At 53.4% G+C, this 17,215-nt stretch carries 19 protein-coding genes and 2 tRNA genes; 11 read left to right on the forward strand and 10 right to left on the reverse strand.

All coding sequences use genetic code 11. The annotated features are described in order from the left end of the window. Positions 1 to 8 precede the first annotated feature (8 nt). Positions 9 to 563, forward strand: a complete 555-nt coding sequence (locus KIK84_RS12205) for a DUF3833 domain-containing protein (RefSeq protein WP_502757557.1) — start codon at positions 9 to 11, stop codon at positions 561 to 563. A 5-nt stretch (positions 564 to 568) separates the two neighbouring features. On the opposite strand, the gene KIK84_RS12210 is transcribed toward KIK84_RS12205, so the two are convergent. Both KIK84_RS12210 and KIK84_RS12215 read right to left on the reverse strand, forming a co-directional pair. After that, complete coding sequence (locus tag KIK84_RS12210) at positions 569 to 1,342, reverse strand: YceI family protein (RefSeq protein WP_214123384.1); 774 nt, start codon at positions 1,340 to 1,342, stop codon at positions 569 to 571. Positions 1,343 to 1,508: 166 nt separating this feature from the next. Continuing rightward, a complete protein-coding gene (locus tag KIK84_RS12215; protein ID WP_214123385.1) occupies positions 1,509 to 1,826 on the reverse strand; it encodes a hypothetical protein in 318 nt (105 codons plus the stop codon). Positions 1,827 to 1,920: 94 nt separating this feature from the next. On the opposite strand from KIK84_RS12215, the gene ygiD reads away from it, so the two are divergent. After that, positions 1,921 to 2,862 (forward strand): 4,5-DOPA-extradiol-dioxygenase, encoded by a 942-nt coding sequence (ygiD, locus tag KIK84_RS12220; protein ID WP_214123386.1) that lies wholly within the window; start codon positions 1,921 to 1,923, stop codon positions 2,860 to 2,862. On the opposite strand, the gene KIK84_RS12225 is transcribed toward ygiD, so the two are convergent. The 5 genes from KIK84_RS12225 to KIK84_RS12245 are packed head-to-tail and all read right to left on the reverse strand — an operon-like array spanning position 2,849 to position 7,180. After that, the gene (locus tag KIK84_RS12225; RefSeq protein ID WP_214123387.1) at positions 2,849 to 3,682 is read right to left on the reverse strand and encodes a UDP-2,3-diacylglucosamine diphosphatase; all 834 of its coding nucleotides are present in this window, start codon (positions 3,680 to 3,682) and stop codon (positions 2,849 to 2,851) included. The two genes, ygiD and KIK84_RS12225, sit on opposite strands and share 14 nt — an antisense overlap. A gap of 2 nt (positions 3,683 to 3,684) precedes the next feature. After that, a complete protein-coding gene (locus KIK84_RS12230; RefSeq protein WP_214123388.1) occupies positions 3,685 to 4,194 on the reverse strand; it encodes a peptidylprolyl isomerase in 510 nt (169 codons plus the stop codon). 20 nt (positions 4,195 to 4,214) lie between these two features. After that, positions 4,215 to 4,799, reverse strand: a complete 585-nt coding sequence (locus KIK84_RS12235; RefSeq protein WP_214123389.1) for a peptidylprolyl isomerase — start codon at positions 4,797 to 4,799, stop codon at positions 4,215 to 4,217. Beyond that, a complete protein-coding gene (locus KIK84_RS12240) occupies positions 4,796 to 6,046 on the reverse strand; it encodes a L,D-transpeptidase family protein (protein WP_214123390.1) in 1,251 nt (416 codons plus the stop codon). The genes KIK84_RS12235 and KIK84_RS12240 overlap by 4 nt, the downstream gene beginning before the upstream one ends. 18 nt (positions 6,047 to 6,064) lie before the next feature. Beyond that, the gene (locus KIK84_RS12245) at positions 6,065 to 7,180 is read right to left on the reverse strand and encodes a tetratricopeptide repeat protein (protein ID WP_250207947.1); all 1,116 of its coding nucleotides are present in this window, start codon (positions 7,178 to 7,180) and stop codon (positions 6,065 to 6,067) included. Between the two features lie 164 nt (positions 7,181 to 7,344). On the opposite strand from KIK84_RS12245, the gene cysS reads away from it, so the two are divergent. The 5 genes from cysS (at position 7,345) to KIK84_RS12270 (ending at position 11,440) form a co-directional block, all read left to right on the forward strand. Then, positions 7,345 to 8,733 (forward strand): cysteine--tRNA ligase, encoded by a 1,389-nt coding sequence (gene cysS, locus KIK84_RS12250; protein WP_214123391.1) that lies wholly within the window; start codon positions 7,345 to 7,347, stop codon positions 8,731 to 8,733. Then, complete coding sequence (locus KIK84_RS12255; RefSeq protein ID WP_214123392.1) at positions 8,715 to 9,359, forward strand: DNA-3-methyladenine glycosylase family protein; 645 nt, start codon at positions 8,715 to 8,717, stop codon at positions 9,357 to 9,359. The genes cysS and KIK84_RS12255 overlap by 19 nt, the downstream gene beginning before the upstream one ends. A gap of 16 nt (positions 9,360 to 9,375) precedes the next feature. Continuing rightward, positions 9,376 to 10,350 (forward strand): acetyl-CoA carboxylase carboxyltransferase subunit alpha, encoded by a 975-nt coding sequence (locus KIK84_RS12260; RefSeq protein ID WP_214123393.1) that lies wholly within the window; start codon positions 9,376 to 9,378, stop codon positions 10,348 to 10,350. A gap of 23 nt (positions 10,351 to 10,373) precedes the next feature. Next, positions 10,374 to 11,321 carry a tRNA lysidine(34) synthetase TilS gene (gene tilS, locus KIK84_RS12265; RefSeq protein ID WP_214123394.1) on the forward strand — a complete coding sequence of 316 codons (948 nt, stop codon included), beginning with the start codon at positions 10,374 to 10,376 and terminating at the stop codon, positions 11,319 to 11,321. Between the two features lie 26 nt (positions 11,322 to 11,347). Beyond that, a tRNA-Ser gene (locus tag KIK84_RS12270) sits at positions 11,348 to 11,440 on the forward strand. A gap of 43 nt (positions 11,441 to 11,483) precedes the next feature. On the opposite strand, the gene KIK84_RS12275 is transcribed toward KIK84_RS12270, so the two are convergent. From KIK84_RS12275 to earP, 3 genes are all read right to left on the reverse strand, one after another. Continuing rightward, positions 11,484 to 12,353, reverse strand: a complete 870-nt coding sequence (locus tag KIK84_RS12275; RefSeq protein WP_214123395.1) for an LOG family protein — start codon at positions 12,351 to 12,353, stop codon at positions 11,484 to 11,486. A 92-nt stretch (positions 12,354 to 12,445) separates the two neighbouring features. Further along, entirely contained in the window at positions 12,446 to 13,000 is a 555-nt protein-coding gene (efp, locus tag KIK84_RS12280; RefSeq protein WP_214123396.1) for an elongation factor P, read from the reverse strand. Positions 13,001 to 13,106: 106 nt separating this feature from the next. Next, positions 13,107 to 14,204 carry an elongation factor P maturation arginine rhamnosyltransferase EarP gene (earP, locus tag KIK84_RS12285; RefSeq protein WP_214123589.1) on the reverse strand — a complete coding sequence of 366 codons (1,098 nt, stop codon included), beginning with the start codon at positions 14,202 to 14,204 and terminating at the stop codon, positions 13,107 to 13,109. Positions 14,205 to 14,228: 24 nt separating this feature from the next. Here earP and uvrC point away from each other — a divergent pair, with 24 nt between their 5' ends. From uvrC to KIK84_RS12305, 4 genes are all read left to right on the forward strand, one after another. Continuing rightward, a complete protein-coding gene (gene uvrC / locus KIK84_RS12290; RefSeq protein WP_214123397.1) occupies positions 14,229 to 16,148 on the forward strand; it encodes an excinuclease ABC subunit UvrC in 1,920 nt (639 codons plus the stop codon). A gap of 21 nt (positions 16,149 to 16,169) precedes the next feature. Further along, positions 16,170 to 16,745: a CDP-diacylglycerol--glycerol-3-phosphate 3-phosphatidyltransferase gene (gene pgsA / locus KIK84_RS12295; RefSeq protein WP_214123398.1), complete on the forward strand. Its 576-nt coding sequence runs from the start codon at positions 16,170 to 16,172 to the stop codon at positions 16,743 to 16,745. A 109-nt stretch (positions 16,746 to 16,854) separates the two neighbouring features. Beyond that, positions 16,855 to 17,127 (forward strand): HU family DNA-binding protein, encoded by a 273-nt coding sequence (locus KIK84_RS12300; protein ID WP_214123399.1) that lies wholly within the window; start codon positions 16,855 to 16,857, stop codon positions 17,125 to 17,127. Positions 17,128 to 17,135: 8 nt separating this feature from the next. Continuing rightward, positions 17,136 to 17,211: transfer RNA gene (locus tag KIK84_RS12305), tRNA-Val, on the forward strand. Positions 17,212 to 17,215: the final 4 nt, after the last annotated feature.

Below are 17,215 nucleotides of genomic sequence, written 5' to 3' on the forward strand. Positions count from 1 at the left end.
GACATACCGTGAAACGACGTCTACTGGTCAAGGGCTTGCTGGGTGGTTTGGGTGGTGTAGCCGCATTAGGTTTACAAGGCTGTGCCAGCCAACAGATTGAGCAGTACGCCAATGAAAAACCTGCGCTCGATTTGCGCACGTATTTCAATGGAGTGATTGATGCTTATGGGGTCTTTACCGACCGATCGGGGGCGGTCGTCAAGCGCTTTAGCGTAGTCATGCAGTGCCAATGGAATGGCGCGCAGGGCGTACTGGATGAGGACTTTGTGTACTCCGATGGCACGGTGCAAAAGCGCATTTGGCGTTTGACTCAATTGCCTGATGGGCGCTACACCGGTGTAGCCGATGACGTGGTGGGTACGGCCCAAGGCCGCGCAATGGGCAATGCGTTCAATTGGCAGTACACCTTGCGCTTGCCAGTGGATGGCTCTGTGTACGAAGTGCAGTTTGATGACTGGATGTACCTCATGAATGAGCAAGTCATGCTCAACAAGGCCACCATGAGCAAGTTTGGCGTGCGCTTGGGGGAGGTCACTCTCTCGTTTAACAAGCGCAAGCCTTGAGAAGGCTATGACCGCTTGGCCACGAGCTGGAATTTGATAGTCACTGTGTTTTGCACCTGCAATGCTCCCATCGCCACGCTCAGAGGGGTAATCCCAAAATCTGTTTGTTTGATCTGAAATTCACCTTGGATGGTCAATGTTGACCCTTGCCGTTGTAGTTGTACGGGCACGCTGATTGTGCGGGTGTGGTTTTTGATGCGCATATAGGCCTGTACGGTAGCGGCTTTCCAAGTGCCCTCTATGCGTGCTGCTTGCAGTGTGATGAGGGGAAAATGCTCGCCGTCTAGGAGATCCTCGCGCAGCATATTGACTTTGGTGCCATCTTTGGCCGCTTGCTGCAAGTTCAATGGAAAGTCATCCCCTTCAGCCAGACGCGTTGCATCATCATCGACTATTAACTCATTGACTGGTACTTGGATATCAAACCCACTGTTCGATACGGTATCTCCCAGCCACACACTGCCACGCACCGTGCGTGAGCTGATGACGTGGTTGTGGCCGAGTCTGGCCAAGGTTCCCGCCTTGTAAATGAGCAAGTGCAGTTGGGTCTGGGCAGAGTCGATGGTGTAGAGCGTTTGCTCTTGGCTGGCTGGGGCTTGGTTGCTGACGACTGGGGTGGGGGGCTTGCTGATATTGCTGGGAGCTTGGTTGTTGCCAGTGGTAGTACAGGCGCTGATCCAAAGTACAGCACAGGCAGTGGCTGCATAGCGCGGTATGGAGGTCAAAGCAAAGTAGGGCATCGTGGTGTACTGTGGTGTGGATGATTTGATCCAAAGCATAGCGTGGGCAGGTCGGTTTGTCAGAGCACGTTGGGGGTTGACATGCCGCAAAGCATGGCCTCCAGTGCACTTGTCCAATCCGTTGCGGGAATGTCCCCACTCACAGCAATGGATGATGGTTGCACTGCATCGGTTGGCGTTTCTAGGGGGGGCTACAGGTCGTGCCTTAGTGCAAGCGTTTGTTCGCAGGATCGAGTTCACGCGCTTGCACGTCCACCACGTTCGCTTCAGTTGTGGATGCGTCTGTATGGGAGCGTGTACCCTGCCAACCCCCTGTGCGCCAAGCGTGGGCGGTTTGTTGAAAACGCATGAAAGGGTTGGCTTGTGCTGGGCGACCTCTGAGGCGGTACACCAGCCACACCACCAAGCCCAAGATAGCCATCAATGCCAAAAAGCAGAGCACCAGCAGTGCAACGGCAGTCAACCACAGCACGCGAAGTAAGCGCGTACTTAGCAGCCAAAGAGAGTCAAGCAGGTTGTTCATGAGCACAATTGTCGCTTAGCCATTCAAATGACTTGAAAGCCCTTATCAAATGGCTGTACATGGTGAATCGTCTGAGGGCTGCTAACCTGCGGGCATGCTTCAGATATCTCGTCGTCGTCTTGTGAGCAGCGCTGCAGCGCTCTTGGGTTTGCAATCTCTCACCCCTGTCGAAGCCCTTGCGGCACTGGCCAAGCAGGGGCAGCTACCTGGTTTGAAGCCCAGTGCACGCATGCCAGTGCTGTTTTTGGGGCATGGAAGCCCTATGAATGCGATTCGCAACAACCGCTGGCACCAGTCGTGGGTGGGGTTGGGGCAGCAGTTCGGCGCAGGCAAGCGCTGGCCTAAGCCGCAAATGATTCTTTGCATTTCTGCCCATTGGTTGACGCAAGGGTGGTACCTGACTGGCATGATGCGCCCGCCCACCATTCACGACTTCAGCGGTTTTCCGCAGGAGTTGCAAACCTTGCAGTACCCGGCACCGGGCGCTCCAATCACCGCGCAGGCTTTGGCCGCACAGCTCCAGCAACCCCATTTGACAGGGCGTGCCGCCCTCAAGGTAGACGGCAGTGAATGGGGCTTGGACCACGGAACATGGAGCGTGCTGCGCCCGATGTTCCCGGCAGCGGATGTTCCTATCGTGCAGCTCAGTATGGACTACAGCCGTCCACCCGCAGAGCATGTGCAACTGGGACGGCAGTTGCAGGCTTTGCGTGCAATGGGGGTGCTTATCGTGGGCAGTGGCAATGTGGTGCATAACCTGCGTATGACCGATGACAGCACTGGTTTTGCCAGTCCTTATGACTGGGCGCAGGAGTTTGATGCGCGCAGCGCGGCATTGCTCAGCCGCGGTGATGTGGATGCACTGGCGGCCTTTCAAAGTTGGGGCGCAGTAAGCCGCCATGCACACCCCACCCATGATCACATGCTTCCATTGCTTTATGCCGCCGCCGTTGCTCAGAAGCAAGACAAGGTGCAATTTTTCAATGAAGGCTTTGAGTCGGCATCGATATCGATGCGCTCCGTTATCTGGGGGTAAGTGTTGCAGTGGCGCACGGCCACAAGCTGGCCAAGGCGATGCGCTGCACTTGCAGTCCCACGGGCTCTGTTTGCATGACACACAGCACATCGCCTTTGATGACGGTATGGCCTTGGCACACCCAGTCACTGAGAACATGACGGAGCCTGCCTTGGCCTAGTGCGGTGCTACTGGGGTTATGCGTATGGCCGTGGATCAGCGTATGGCAAGCATGGGTTTGTAACCACTGCGCAGCCAGTGGCAGGTCTATTTCGGAGTACACCGCGTGCGCTTGCTTGTTGGCTTGGCTTTGCTGGCGCAGACTCTTTGCAATATCCACCCGTTCTGCATAGGGGCGCTGCAAGAAATCATGCTGCCACGCTGGACTGCGCACCATGCTGCGAAACGCTTGGTACGGTACATCGTCGGTGCACAAGGCATCGCCATGGGTCAAGAGCAAGCGCTCATCATTCCATTGCACTACCGTGGGGTCTGCTACTAGCTGGACGTGGGCTGCGCGCGCCAAGTCGTCACCCATCAGGAAGTCACGGTTGCCGTGCATCAGATAAATGGGGCGCTCTGGTAGTCGTTGTGCGGCTTGTGTCAGTACGTCCACACACCGGGCTTCAAAGCCTGTAGGGGCGTGGGTCAGTGTGTCATCACCAACCCATACTTCGAAAAAATCACCCAATATGAAAATGGCGTTCGCTGTGCTGGTGAGCATGTACGAGCGCCATGCTTGGAATGTCGCCTCGTCTTCTTCATGCAGATGAATGTCGGAGATGAATTCCAAGCGACTCCACGCTGAAGGCACGTTCAGCACTGGAGTTGTGGGGGGCATGGTCATGCCAAGACGGTGGCTTTTTCAATCACGATGTTCTCGTTGGGAACATCTTGGTGAAAGCCTTTGCGACCTGTCTTCACGCCTTTGATTTGGTCCACGATATCTTGGCCTTTGACCACTTGACCGAACACGGCGTAACCCCAACCGCTTGAGGTGGGGGAGCTGAAGTTCAGGAAGTCGTTGTTGGCAACGTTGATGAAGAACTGGGCCGTTGCCGAATGTGGGTCGGATGTGCGGGCCATGGCCAAGGTGTAGGTGTTGTTCTTAAGTCCGTTGTCGGCTTCATTCTTGATGGGGGCCTTGGTTTCCTTTTGCTTGAATTCTTCGTCCATGCCGCCGCCTTGGATCATGAAGCCGTTGATGACGCGGTGAAAGATGGTGCCGTCATAGTGGCCGCTGGTGACGTACTCCAAAAAGTTGGCGACCGAGGTGGGCGCTTTCTCTTGGTTGAGCTCGATTTCGATGTTGCCGTAGCCTTTGATACTGAGTTCTACGCGGGGTTGTGTCATGGGAATACTCCAAAAAAGATTCAAGGGGTTTGCAAGGACGCTGCTTGGATGATGACCGGCTCTGCGGGTACATCGGCCATATAGCCAAAGCGGGTGGTTCGCACGGCTTTGATTTTTTCCACTACTTCAGTGCCTTGGATGACTTTGCCAAACACGGCGTAGCCATAACCATCGGGCATGGGGGCGTTGAGGTTGGTGTTGTTTGTGACATTGATAAAAAACTGTGCCGTGGCGGAGTTGGGGTTGCCTGTGCGCGCCATCGCCACGGTGTAAATGTCGTTCTTCAGGCCGTTGTTGGTTTCCAGGGGAATGGGGTCATGGGTGGGTTTTTGCTCCAGTTTGGGTGTGAAGCCGCCGCCTTGGATCATGAAGCCGTTGATAACGCGGTGAAATAAGGTGCCATCGTAGTGATGCTCTTTCACATACCGAAGAAAATTTTGCACAGTTTTAGGTGCTTTTTCGGGATACAGCTCAATCACGATATTGCCCATATTGGTTGTTAGCTGTACTTTGGGCAGAGGATCGGCTGCCTGGGTGAATGGTGCTGCTAGCACGAGCAGGCCAGCTAGCGCATGCAAACGCCAACGTTCAATGGTCTTCTTCATTGTGTACCTTCGTAAAAAATCTTCCAATGTTCTTTGTCTCGAATCCAGTACTGGCGCTTTTTCTGGCTAGATCGGGTGCCTTCGTTAATTTCGTCAAAATTGGCGATCATGATGTCATCACGGTCTTTCCAACGCATGAAAGAGGCTTCTTTGAGTTCAATGGATCTGCCCCCCGTTTTGCTGACCTCTTTTTTCAGACTGTCTTTCCAAGTACCCAAATCTTTGCTGGTGTTGTTCTTGAAGTCTTGAGCATAAAACGACATCAGTGCAGACATGTCGCCTGACGCTTTAGCGCTTCGCCATTGCAGCAGGGTGGTTTCAAAGTGCTGCAAGGTGGTTTTGTCTGCATCGGGCTTTACCCACTGAATTTCAGGCGTAATAAGTACCGGCGTGGTTCTGGTTTCCACTGTTTGGATGATGCGCGTGAGGTCTGGATTGGCTAGCACTACGCAGCCATCGCTGGCTTTGGGAGCGCGAGAAAACTGGGTTGGTGGAGTTCCATGCAGCCAAATCCCCCCTCCTGTTTTGCCACGTTTGAGATCCAAAGCATTGGGGTAGTTGATGGGTAGCGCGCCTGCCCCATAGAAGTCTTTGAGTGACTTGGGATCCAAGTAACTGGTAATGAAGTAAACACCCAAAGGCGTGCGTTGATCGCCCTCTACCGATTTATCAATGCCAGCTTTACCAACGGATATGTAGTAGTCACTGATGAGTTCTAGCCCCGTACTGCTGTTTTTGAAGAGGTAAAGCCGCGAGCGTGAGGCGTCAACAGCAATGGCGTGTTTGATGGAGGGGGCCAAGCGCAAAAATTGCACAGGCACAGCGCCTTGTGGTGGACGCTCGCGCAATGCTCGAATTCGGCGTTGGGATTCTTCGCGCAAGTTATTGAGCGCCGTTTGGCTTTCAGCCTGAACTGGGGTGGGCATGTCACCCAACTTTTGCAAAGGACGTACTTTGGCCATTAGCAAGTCGCCATATACCAATTGGCCTAGCTGGAAATGGGGCCATTGACGCACCATTTTTTCCGCTTGACCGAGGGCGTTGTCCATATCAGCTTTGCCGATGAGTTGCAGCACCTGTATGAGATGTGCCTCGGCTTTACCATCTTCCCGCACGGTGTTGCTGACAGGCGTTGCTTGTGCGTGGTTGGGGGGGGCTTTGGCTTGTTTTACAGAGGCGCTGTGTGCGTTGGCGCAGAGCAGAAAAGTGGCTAATGCAACACCATGCAGGATTCTGAAAAAAGACATGCAATTCGTTGTGGGGAGTTAGTTGACCGATTCACGTGTAATGAGCCAACGATCTCCGTTTTTCACCAAGTCCAATGTTTTGTTGCTACTCACTGCTAGACCGCCTGCTTTGTATTCTTGGCGGAATTTTGCACTGGCTCGGTTGTTATGTAGGGTGATTTTGATGCCTTCAACTTTGACGCTGATTGTCTTCTTGCTGGTAATTTTTTGCGTTCTGTCGTCTTCCCAGCTTTTGCGAGACATGTTGGCAGGCGTATCGAACTCTTTGCTGTAGGCAGCAAAGTAGGCTTTCATGTCTTTGTTGGCCCAGGCCTTGGCCCATGCGCGCACGGCCGTTTCAATATCCTTGTCGGGTTTTTGTGCAGTTTTGTCTGTATCGCTAGCGGCCGATTTGGCCGGTGTACCGCTGTTGTTCGCTGCGGTCGCAGGCGTGCTTGGCGTGGTCGTTGGGGTGGTTGCGACAGGCGCACTAACGGGGGCTGACGGTGTTTTTTTGTCGCTAGGGTTACCAGCACCTGCTTGCACAGGCAGCGTGGGGGGAGCTTTGCTTACTGTAGGTGCATTGCTAGTTGGGGCGATGGTGCTGGGTTTGCTTTTGCCGTTGGTATTGGGGCTGAACAGTTCCCGAATCAGGGCCAGTTTAGGCGGCACAACCGTGTTATTGGAGTCCAGTTGCAGTGCCTTGTTGTAGGCTTGGCTGGCCAGCTTGGCATACACATCGCCTAAGTTTTCATGCGCAGTGGCGTAGCTGGGATTGGTGCGGATGGCCATTTCCAGCGCATTGCGTGCTTTGTCGTATTGGCCTTCTCCAGCATACAAAACGGCCAAGTTGTTGTAGGGTTCTGGCAGTTCTGGGTAGTCTTCTGTGAGCCGTGTGAAGGTCGTAATAGCGTCCGATGTTTTGCCGCTGTCGCGTTGCACAACCCCTTTGATGAAACGCATTTGCGGATCACGCGGTTTTTGTGCCAAGTACTGGTCTGCTTTGCTCAGGGCTTCGGCGTATTTTCCATTCTTGGCCAGCTGCGCTACATCCGAGTATTCGTCAGCCAGTGCCCACATGGGGCTGAGAAAAAACACCCCACACAAAAGCGTTTGACGAAGTTGGCGAGGAGTAAACGGATGCGCAAAGTTCATAAAATCTGTTTTTCTAGCGTGTTGCCGAACTGTCAAAGATGGGCTTTATACTGCTAGCCGATTGTATCTGACCAAGTCCACCACAATGCCTTGGCATGGGGTGATTGCGGAGCAGCCTCTATCGGTTTTTTGCCCGTGTCACCGCCAATTTCACTCCCGTTCGCATGTCTCTACGCATTTACAACTCCATGGCGCGCGCTGTGCAGCCATTTCAACCTCTTGTTGCTGGTTCTGTGCAGATGTATGTCTGCGGTATGACGGTTTATGACTACTGTCATCTGGGGCATGCACGCTCCATGGTGGCTTTTGACGTTGTGCGCAAATGGCTGCAGGCCAGTGGCTATGCCGTGACATTTGTGCGCAATATCACCGACATAGACGACAAAATTATTCGCCGTGCTGTCGAAAATGGCGAGTCCATTCGCTCGCTGACAGATCGGATGATCGCAGCTTTGCACGAGGACTCTGTCGCCTTGGGTATTGCCGCTCCAGATCACGAGCCCCGTGCGACCGAATACGTTGGTCAAATGCTGGGTCTGATAGATAAGTTGGAGCAAGCGGGCTATGCCTACCGCAGCCCTGAGGGGGATGTGAATTATTCGGTGCGTAAGTTTGATGGTTATGGCAAGTTATCGGGTAAGAGCTTGGATGAGCTGCGTGCGGGTGAGCGTGTTGCCGTTGCACAGACAAAGCAAGATCCTTTGGATTTCGTGCTATGGAAATCGGCCAAACCGACCGAACCAGTCGATGCCAAATGGTCTTCGCCTTATGGGGATGGGCGTCCTGGCTGGCATATCGAATGCTCGGCTATGAGCGGAGCGCTCTTGGGGGAGACGTTTGATATCCACGGCGGCGGTGCCGATTTGCTCTTTCCACACCATGAAAATGAGATCGCGCAAAGCGAAGCGGCCTGTGGCAAAACCATGGCTCAGTATTGGATGCACAACGGGTTTGTGACCCGCGACAATGAAAAAATGTCCAAAAGCCTGGGCAATTTTTTCACTATCCGTGACGTGCTAGCCCAGTACGATGCAGAAACGGTGCGGTTCTTTATTGCCCGAGCCCATTACCGCAGTGCACTGGCATACAGCGATGTCCATTTGAACGATGCCCGGACAGCATTGCGACGTCTCTACACTGCTTTGGCTTCTGTGCCTAGCTTGGATAGTGTCAACGCAGCCACGATAGATTGGAGTAATCCGTACGCACAGCGCTTTCGTGTCGCTATGGACGAGGATTTCGGTACGCCCGAAGCGGTTGCTGTGCTGTTTGAGTTGGCTGGTGAAGTCAACAAAACGGCATCCCTTGAGTTGGCGATTGTGTTGCGCCAGTTAGGTGGAATTTTGGGGGTTTTGCAGCAAGAGCCCGAGGTGTTTTTGCGTGCGGGGGCATCGGTCGATGCGGCTTATGTGCAAGCGCAAATTACCTTGCGCCAAGAAGCCAAAGCAGCCAAAGACTATGCTTTGGCCGACCAAATTCGCAAAGCCTTGCTCGACAAGGGTATTGTGCTCAAGGACACGCCAGCAGGGACGACATGGGAGGCTGTGTCTTGACGGCATTGTCCAACCCCAGTTACTGGGAGGATGCTTGCAAGCACCTGATCAAAAAAGATCGGGTTATGCGCCGTCTTATTCCACAATTCGGGGATGTGTGTTTGCAGTCCCGGGGCGATGCTTTTGTTACGTTGGCTCGCAGCATTGTTGGGCAGCAAATCTCTGTCAAAGCGGCGCAAGCTGTGTGGGATCGTTTCGAGCGCTTGCCCAAGCAGTTGTGTCCCCAAGAGGTACTAAAGCTCAAAGTTGATGACATGCGTGCAGCCGGTTTGAGTGCACGCAAAGTTGAATATTTGGTGGATTTGGCGCTGCATTTTGCAAATGGCAGCCTGCATGTAGCCAACTGGCTGGAGATGCCTGATGAAGAAATCATCAAAGAATTGGTGTCTATTCGTGGCATTGGTCGGTGGACGGCAGAGATGTTTCTGATTTTTCACCTGATGCGCCCCAATGTGCTGCCTCTGGACGATGTGGGGCTGATCAGCGGGATCAGCAAGAATTATTTTTCGGGTGAGCAGGTCAGTCGCAGTGATATGCGTGAAGTGGCCGCTGCTTGGCAACCGTATTGCACGGTTGCAACTTGGTATATTTGGCGCTCACTGGATCCATTGCCAGTTGCCTATTGAACAAAGGAGAAATACGTTGGCCAAGAGAACTTTTCTCGATTTCGAGCAACCCATTGCGGAGCTGGAAACCAAGATTGAAGAATTGCGGTACGTACAAAATGAGTCTGCTGTAGATATTTCTGCAGAAATTGAGCAACTGAGCAAAAAAAGCCAGCAACTGACCAAGGACATCTACAGCGATTTGTCGCCTTGGCAAATCACCAAAATTGCACGCCATCCTGAGCGTCCGTATACCTTGGACTATGTTGGTGAAATTTTCACCAATTTTGTGGAATTGCATGGGGATCGCCACTTTTCTGACGATTTGAGCATTGTGGGCGGCTTGGCTCGTTTCAATGGCGTGCCTTGCATGGTGCTGGGGCATCAAAAAGGCCGCGATACCAAAGAACGTGGTGCCCGCAACTTTGGCATGAGCAAGCCTGAAGGCTATCGCAAGGCCTTGCGTCTGATGAAGTTGGCGGAGAAATTCGGCTTGCCCGTGTTCACGTTCGTGGATACGCCCGGTGCCTACCCCGGTATTGATGCGGAAGAGCGCGGTCAGTCTGAGGCGATTGGACGCAATATCTTTGAAATGGCGCAGTTGGAAGTCCCAGTGATTACCACCATCATTGGTGAAGGTGGCTCGGGAGGTGCTTTGGCTATTTCTGTGGCCGATCAAGTCATCATGCTGCAGTACTCCATTTACTCGGTGATTAGCCCCGAAGGATGCGCATCCATTTTGTGGAAAACAGCCGAGAAATCCCAAGACGCAGCCGAAGCGTTAGGCATCACGGCACATCGCCTCAAAGCCCTGGGTTTGGTCGACAAAATTGTGAATGAGCCTGTCGGTGGCGCTCATCGCGATCACAAGCAAGCCTGTGCTTTTCTAAAGCGAGCTCTCAATGATGCCTATCGCCAAGTGGCTGATTTAAAGACCCAAGAGTTGCTGGATCGTCGCTACGAGCGCTTGCAAAGCTATGGTCGCTTCACCGATACCAAGGCAGGGCGCTAAGCCTTTGCTGCGGTGTATCGCCTATGGCCCAGTCGCTTGACCAGGCTATTGCAGATTTCAACCCCCAGCTCAGTCTGGGGGTTGCTTTTAGCGGGGGTGCTGATTCCACTGCCTTGCTGGCTGCAGCATGGCAGCGTTGGCCGGGGCAGGTGGTCGCACTCCACGTCAACCATGGTTTGCAAGCAGCGGCCGCCCATTTTGAGAACCATTGCAAAGCTTTTTGTGCTGACCATGCAATTCCTTTGCTGATCGAGCATGTGAATGCGCATGCGCAAGCAGGGCAGAGTCCAGAGGATGCTGCTCGCATCGCACGCTACCAAGCCCTTGTGCGCATGGCCAAACAGGCATCTATTGCATCAATTGCTTTGGCCCAACACGCCGACGATCAAGTGGAAACAGTGCTGATGGCGTTGCTGCGGGGTGGAGGGTTGGCTGGTTTGGCGGGTATGCCAACCCATTGGCTGCGCGATGGCATCGAGTTTCACCGCCCTCTGCTCACTGTCGCGGGGGCGAGTGTGCGCCTGTGGCTTGCCACCCATGGACTGCCTTTTATTGAAGACCCAAGCAATACCGATGAGCGTTACACGCGCAACAAAATTCGGCAACGACTGCTGCCAGTGGTCTACGAGTTGTTTCCACACGCCCGTGAGACGATTGCGCGCTCTGCAAAGCATATGTGGTCAGCGCAGCAGTTGCTGGATGTGCAAGCGGCAGAAGATGCAGACAAGGTTCTAGATGTAGGCAATGGGGGAGTGCGCATTCGTGCGCTGCAGCAACTCGCACCAGAGCGGCAGCAACAAGTACTGCGCTATTGGCTGAAAAATGCGGCGTACACCACACCAACTGCAGCCCAGATGCAAGAACTGCTGCGCCAAGTGGCAGCCTGCACCACCCGAGGGCATAGTATTCACATCAAAGTTGGTCTGGGGTTTGTGCAACGCAGAGGGGCGTTTTTGGTTTTTGCGGCATAAAACCGTGCCATAATAACGGCTTGTCAGGAAACGTGACCGAGTGGCCGAAGGTGCTCCCCTGCTAAGGGAGTATGGGGTGTTGAGCCTCATCGAGGGTTCGAATCCCTCCGTTTCCGCCAAATAGCAAGCCCCGCCCAGTGCGGGGCTTTGTTTTTTGCTGTGTTACTCAGGCAATTGGTAGAACTGGCGAATCTTGTCCCATGCCAATTGGGGATCGTCCACGATCTCAAACAAATCCAAGTCTTCAGGCGAAATGACGCCTTCTTCGATCAACAAATCAAAATTGATCAAACGTTTCCAGTATTGGCTGCCAAACAAAATGATGGGTACGGGCTTGGCCTTTCGCGTTTGTACCAAGGTTACGACCTCGAAGAGTTCATCAAGCGTACCGAAGCCACCGGGAAATGCCACCAATGCTTTGGCGCGCATCATGAAATGCATTTTGCGTGCTGCAAAGTAGTGGAATTTGAAGCATAGCGATGGCGTGATGTAGGGGTTGGCGCTTTGCTCGTGGGGGAGTGTGATGTTCAGTCCCACTGAGGGAGCTTGCAGCTCGTGGGCGCCACGGTTAGCGGCTTCCATGATGCCGGGCCCACCACCGGTGCAGATGTACACCCGGTCAGTAGCAGCTTTGTCGGCACTGTAAGTGGCGACAATGCGTGCGAATAAGCGTGCTTGTTCATAGTAAACAGCATTGCGCACCAAGCGTTCTGCGTGTGTGATTTGCTGTGTATTGCCCGAGGCTTTGGCGCTTTGCAGTTTGGCTTGCGCGTCATCAGGGCTTAAGAAGCGTGCGCTGCCAAAAACGACGATGGTGTTTTCAATGCCTTGCTGGGCTTGCTCAAGATCGGGTTTGAGCATTTCCAGTTGGAATCGGATGCCGCGTGTTTCTCGGCGCAACAGAAACTCGGGATCCGCAAATGCAAGGCGGTATGCATCTGCTTCGAGCGTATAGCCTTGATCGGAGTGGCGTTGCAAGTCAGCCCATGCATTCGCGATGCGGGCTTCATTCAGGTTTTGCGTGTTTTCCATAGTGGCATTGTTGGTTGATGCTGGTTGCAACGATACCAACAAAAAAGGCCCCAATCGGGGCCTTGTGGAGCGAATTCACGCAAGCATGTTGCTTAGACGCGTTTTTTGTATTCGCCAGTACGGGTGTCGATTTCAACCTTGTCGCCTTGGTCTACGAAAATTGGCACGCCAATTTCGAAGCCCGTAGCGATCTTGGCGGGCTTCAAGACCTTGCCAGAGGTGTCGCCCTTGACAGCCGGTTCAGTCCAAGTAATTTCACGCACTACGGTGGTGGGCAGCTCAACAGAGATGGCTTTGCCGTCGTAGAACACCACTTCTACCGCCATGCCGTCTTCGAGGTAGTGCAGGGCGTCGCCCATGTTTTCGGCTTCTACTTCGTACTGGTTGTACTCGGTGTCCATGAAGGCGTACAGAGGGTCAGCGAAGTAAGAGTATGTGCACTCTTTCTTGTCCAAAATCACTTGTTCCATTTTGTCGTCGGCCTTGAAAACGACTTCGGAGCCAAAGTTGGACAGCAAGCTCTTCATCTTCATGCGCACGGTTGCCGCACCACGGCCACCACGTGCGTATTCAGTCTTGAGCACAACCATGGGGTCTTTGCCATGCATGATGACGTTGCCGGCGCGGATTTCTTGAGCGATTTTCATAGTAGAACAGAACGGTTTGTCGCCTCGTGCGACTGGTATGCCGCAGCAGCGGCGAAGGGAATTGGCAGGCGCGGGGCATTTGCCAATTCGTGCAAAGCCTTTGATTTTATCGGTTTTCCTCTACAAAAAGCAGTAGCTGCGATGTGAGATCGGTTTGCTCCAACATTTGTTGTCGCGCATCGTGGGCAAATGCTTGCCATTCGGTCATGGCTGGCAAGAGGCAGTCAGGACTGAAATCGTTCCAGCAGTGGTGCAGGTGGCGTACACCAGCAGGGGCATGAAGGGTATCTAGCAGGGCGTTCAATTTATCGGCATGTACCCCATCATCTTGGGGGTAGATTTGCCAGAGCCAAGGCTTGCCTGCCCATAAAGCGCGCACGATGGAATCTTCTCCTCGTACGCAATTGACATCGCAAGACCAGAGCAGTTGGTCATAGGCTTGTTGGGTCATGTGGGGCAGGTAATGCACACGCATGGCCCCTGCAGTGGATGTTGTTAGTAACCCTTGCACTGCTTGGCTGGCGCGTCCGGCTGTTACCAGTAGCAGCTGCGGGGTATCTGCTGCTTGTAGTCGCTCCAGTAGGGTGGCAAGCGCTAGTGGTTCGTAGCAAAACAGGCTCCACACCGTTTCGCCTCGCCAATCGATCTGCCAGTGTTGCAGTTGTTCTTGGCGCGCCAGCCGTTGCCACTGCGTTTGGCGTTGGCACAAGTCGGGTTCGCGCAGCAGGCCGCCAGTGCGCGCTGTCCAGCCAGGGTAGAAGAAAAATTTGTGATGACCTTGTAAGGGGCCGTGCAACACGGGGGAGGGGAGGCGGTGGCAGCGTTCTACATAAGTTTCAGCACTCAGGTATTCCAAGTTGATCCAAATTGGATGTTTTGAGTGTTTTTGCTCGCTAGAGCTTATGGAGTATGCTGCATGCGCTATGAAATTTGTAGCAATTTCACAGCCAAAAGCTTCGATCCATACATCGGCCATCGGTAGCTTGCTCAGTCGGTTCGTATCGTGGGCATGGCTCCAAGGCAAGACGGTAATGCCTGGGTAAGCGCCATGGATAGCTCCTGGTGCCATCCAGCCCAAAGGCGTGGCATCGTCCATCCACAGCCGCACTTGGTGGCCGCGTTCACTCAGATCATGGCTCAAGCGCCAGCAAACGCCAGCATCGCCGTAGTTGTCGATAACGGTGCAGAAGATGTCCCAAAGCATTCTAGGATTGTCCACAATACCGCCATGAGTTCAGAGCATCCCGAAAATCTGTTGCGCGAAGTGGCAGCATTGCCAGCATTGCCAGGTGTGTACCGCTATTTCGACGCCCAAGAGCAGTTGCTGTATGTGGGTAAGGCCATCAACCTGAAAAAGCGGGTGAGCAGCTATTTTCAGAAGGATCATGGCGGCACCCGCATTGGGCACATGGTCAGCAAAATTGTGCGCATGGAAACGACGGTGGTTCGCAGTGAGGCTGAGGCGTTGCTGCTGGAAAACAACCTCATCAAAACGCTGCACCCCAAATACAACATCCTGTTTCGGGATGACAAAAGCTACCCCTACTTGCGCCTCTCAGCAGTTCGCAAGGGCGAGGCATCACCAGACATCAGTGCCGATCAGTTCAGTCGTGTGTCGTACTACCGTGGGGCGGTGGATAAGCGTCACCAGTACTTTGGTCCTTACCCGAGTGCTTGGGCGGTCAAGGAAACCATCGTGTTGCTGCAAAAAGTGTTTCGCTTGCGCACGTGCGAGGATTCGGTCTTCTCCAATCGCAGTCGCCCCTGCTTGTTGTACCAAATCAAGCGTTGCTCTGGTCCATGTGTGGGGCATGCCTCGGAGCAGCAGTACGCCTCTGATGTGCGTGATGCGACGCGATTTTTGAACGGTGAGGCGCAGGAGTTGATGCGCGAGATGGAAGCGCGCATGATGGCCCACGCCGACAAGCTGGAGTTTGAGCAAGCGGCTGTATTGCGCAACCAAATGAGTGCTTTGGCCAGTGTCTTGCACCAGCAATCGGTGGAGACAGTGGATGAGCGTGACATCGATATCTTGGCCGTCAAAGTGCAGGGCGGTCGTGCTTGCGTCAATTTGGCCATGGTGCGGGGTGGTCGCCATTTGGGAGATAGGCCATTCTTTCCGGCACACGTGGAGCAAGTGGTGGAGGAGTGGGATGGTGCAGATGCACTGATGGCAATTGAGCAGCAGGTATTGCAGGCTTTTATTAGCCAGCATTATGTGGACAGTGCTATGCCCGCCGTACTGATTACCAGCCATGCCGTCGATAAGCATTTGTTGGACACTTTGTCGGAGCAGGCAGGAGTGCGCGTAGTACACACTAGTCAGCCCAAAGAGCAGCGTCGCATTTGGTTGGAAATGGCTCAAACCAATGCGGGTATTCAGTTGGCACGTTTACTCGCAGAAGAGGGCTCCCAGCAGGCCCGCACCCGGGCTTTGGTACAGGCGTTGGATTTACCTGTTGATGATTTGGAGCGCCTGCGCATTGAGTGCTTTGATATTTCCCATACATCGGGAGAAGCAACCCAAGCCTCGTGCGTAGTTTTTCACCACCACAAGATGCAAAGCACTGAATACCGTCGTTTCAATATCTCCGGTATACAAGGGGGGGACGATTACGCAGCAATGGAGCAGGTGCTGACACGCCGCTACGCTCGTTTGGCAGAGAAAAACAGCGCAGAAGATGCAGCCAAAATCCAAGAAATGCCTGACATCGTGCTGGTCGATGGTGGCAAAGGGCAGGTCTCCATGGCCAAAAGGGTGTTCGAGTCACTTGGTTTGGACGTATCGCGCATCGTGGGGGTGGAAAAAGGGGAGGGACGCAAGGTTGGCTTGGAGGAGTTGGTGTTTGCCGATGGTCGTGAGAAAGTTTATTTGGGCGCTGATTCTGCGGCCCTGATGCTGGTGGCACAAATACGCGATGAAGCACACCGATTCGCTATTACGGGCATGCGCGCTGCCCGAGCCAAAGTGCGTGTAGGGGGCAGTCAGTTGGAAGAAATTGCAGGGATTGGGCCCAAAAAGCGGGCTCGTTTACTGCAGCGCTTTGGTGGCGTGCGAGGAGTCGCTGCTGCAAGTGTCGAAGACTTGATGACGGTTGATGGCATTTCCCTGCAATTGGCCGAGACAATCTATAAAGCTCTGCGCTGATTGGCGTGCCACAATCCCCCCATGTTTACAACCATTCCAACCATTCTCACGTGGACGCGCATTGCGGCAATTCCTTTGTTGCTCGCGGTGTTCTACATGCCCGCAGCGTGGCTTTCGCTCCCAGATCGCAACCACCTAGCCACAGTGCTCTTTGTTGCGTTTGCACTGACTGATTGGCTTGATGGTTATTTGGCACGCAAACTAAATCAGTCGTCTGCCTTCGGTGCTTTCTTGGATCCTGTTGCAGATAAGTTTTTGGTGTGTGCCTCTATCTTGATTTTGGTTTACCTACAGCGAGTGGATGTGTTCGTAGCGTTGATCATCATTGGTCGTGAGATTGCTATCTCTGCATTGCGTGAATGGATGGCGCAGATAGGTGCCTCGCGCAGCGTGGCCGTACATATGTTGGGTAAAGTCAAAACTACTGTTCAGATGATTGCAATACCTTTGCTGCTTTGGGATGGCCCATTGCTGGGGGGGCTCTTAGCCAAACATGTCGGCGTGGTGATGATTTGGTGTGCAGCGGTACTGACGGTGTGGTCTATGGTGTACTACTTGCAGCGTGCGTTACCAGAGATCAAAGCTCGGGTACGATAGTTTTACCAGTTTGCAAAAAATAGCTTTTTTTCTCGTATACAATGCATGGATCGCTGACAACGACGGTATGTTGAGAAGATAAATCGTCGATTAATGCCAAGAGGTTTTTGTGAATAAGACAGAGTTGATTGAGCACATTGCAAGCCAAGCTGATATTTCCAAAGCAGCTGCTGCGCGCGCATTGGATGCTGCTTTGGGCGCTGTTCAGGCTACTTTGAAAAAAGGTGGCGAGGTTTCTTTGGTTGGTTTTGGTACATTTGCAGTTGGTAAGCGTGCTGCACGAGTTGGTCGCAATCCTCGTACTGGTGCGAGCATCAAAATCAAAGCTGCCAAAGTGCCTAAGTTTCGTCCAGGTAAGGCGTTGAAAGACGCCTTAAACTGAAAAGAATTGGGTGATTAGCTCAGTTGGTAGAGCGGCGCCCTTACAAGGCGTAGGTCGGCGGTTCGACCCCGTCATCACCCACCAATTC

Origin of the sequence: Curvibacter sp. CHRR-16 (assembly GCF_018474005.1) — a bacterium.
Classification (GTDB): Bacteria; Pseudomonadota; Gammaproteobacteria; order Burkholderiales; family Burkholderiaceae_C; genus Allorhodoferax.

Excerpts from the sequence above, each read along its gene's own strand:
- KIK84_RS12210 (WP_214123384.1), bottom strand. The coding sequence starts at position 1,342 with ATGCTTTGGATCAAATCATCCACACCACAGTACACCACGATGCCCTAC.
- KIK84_RS12215 (WP_214123385.1), bottom strand. The coding sequence starts at position 1,826 with ATGAACAACCTGCTTGACTCTCTTTGGCTGCTAAGTACGCGCTTACTT.
- ygiD (WP_214123386.1), top strand. The coding sequence starts at position 1,921 with ATGCTTCAGATATCTCGTCGTCGTCTTGTGAGCAGCGCTGCAGCGCTC.
- KIK84_RS12225 (WP_214123387.1), bottom strand. The coding sequence starts at position 3,682 with ATGCCCCCCACAACTCCAGTGCTGAACGTGCCTTCAGCGTGGAGTCGC.
- KIK84_RS12230 (WP_214123388.1), bottom strand. The coding sequence starts at position 4,194 with ATGACACAACCCCGCGTAGAACTCAGTATCAAAGGCTACGGCAACATC.
- KIK84_RS12235 (WP_214123389.1), bottom strand. The coding sequence starts at position 4,799 with ATGAAGAAGACCATTGAACGTTGGCGTTTGCATGCGCTAGCTGGCCTG.
- KIK84_RS12240 (WP_214123390.1), bottom strand. The coding sequence starts at position 6,046 with ATGTCTTTTTTCAGAATCCTGCATGGTGTTGCATTAGCCACTTTTCTG.
- KIK84_RS12245 (WP_250207947.1), bottom strand. The coding sequence starts at position 7,180 with ATGAACTTTGCGCATCCGTTTACTCCTCGCCAACTTCGTCAAACGCTT.
- cysS (WP_214123391.1), top strand. The coding sequence starts at position 7,345 with ATGTCTCTACGCATTTACAACTCCATGGCGCGCGCTGTGCAGCCATTT.
- KIK84_RS12255 (WP_214123392.1), top strand. The coding sequence starts at position 8,715 with ATGGGAGGCTGTGTCTTGACGGCATTGTCCAACCCCAGTTACTGGGAG.
- tilS (WP_214123394.1), top strand. The coding sequence starts at position 10,374 with ATGGCCCAGTCGCTTGACCAGGCTATTGCAGATTTCAACCCCCAGCTC.
- KIK84_RS12275 (WP_214123395.1), bottom strand. The coding sequence starts at position 12,353 with ATGGAAAACACGCAAAACCTGAATGAAGCCCGCATCGCGAATGCATGG.
- efp (WP_214123396.1), bottom strand. The coding sequence starts at position 13,000 with ATGAAAATCGCTCAAGAAATCCGCGCCGGCAACGTCATCATGCATGGC.
- earP (WP_214123589.1), bottom strand. The coding sequence starts at position 14,204 with ATGCTTTGGGACATCTTCTGCACCGTTATCGACAACTACGGCGATGCT.
- uvrC (WP_214123397.1), top strand. The coding sequence starts at position 14,229 with ATGAGTTCAGAGCATCCCGAAAATCTGTTGCGCGAAGTGGCAGCATTG.
- pgsA (WP_214123398.1), top strand. The coding sequence starts at position 16,170 with ATGTTTACAACCATTCCAACCATTCTCACGTGGACGCGCATTGCGGCA.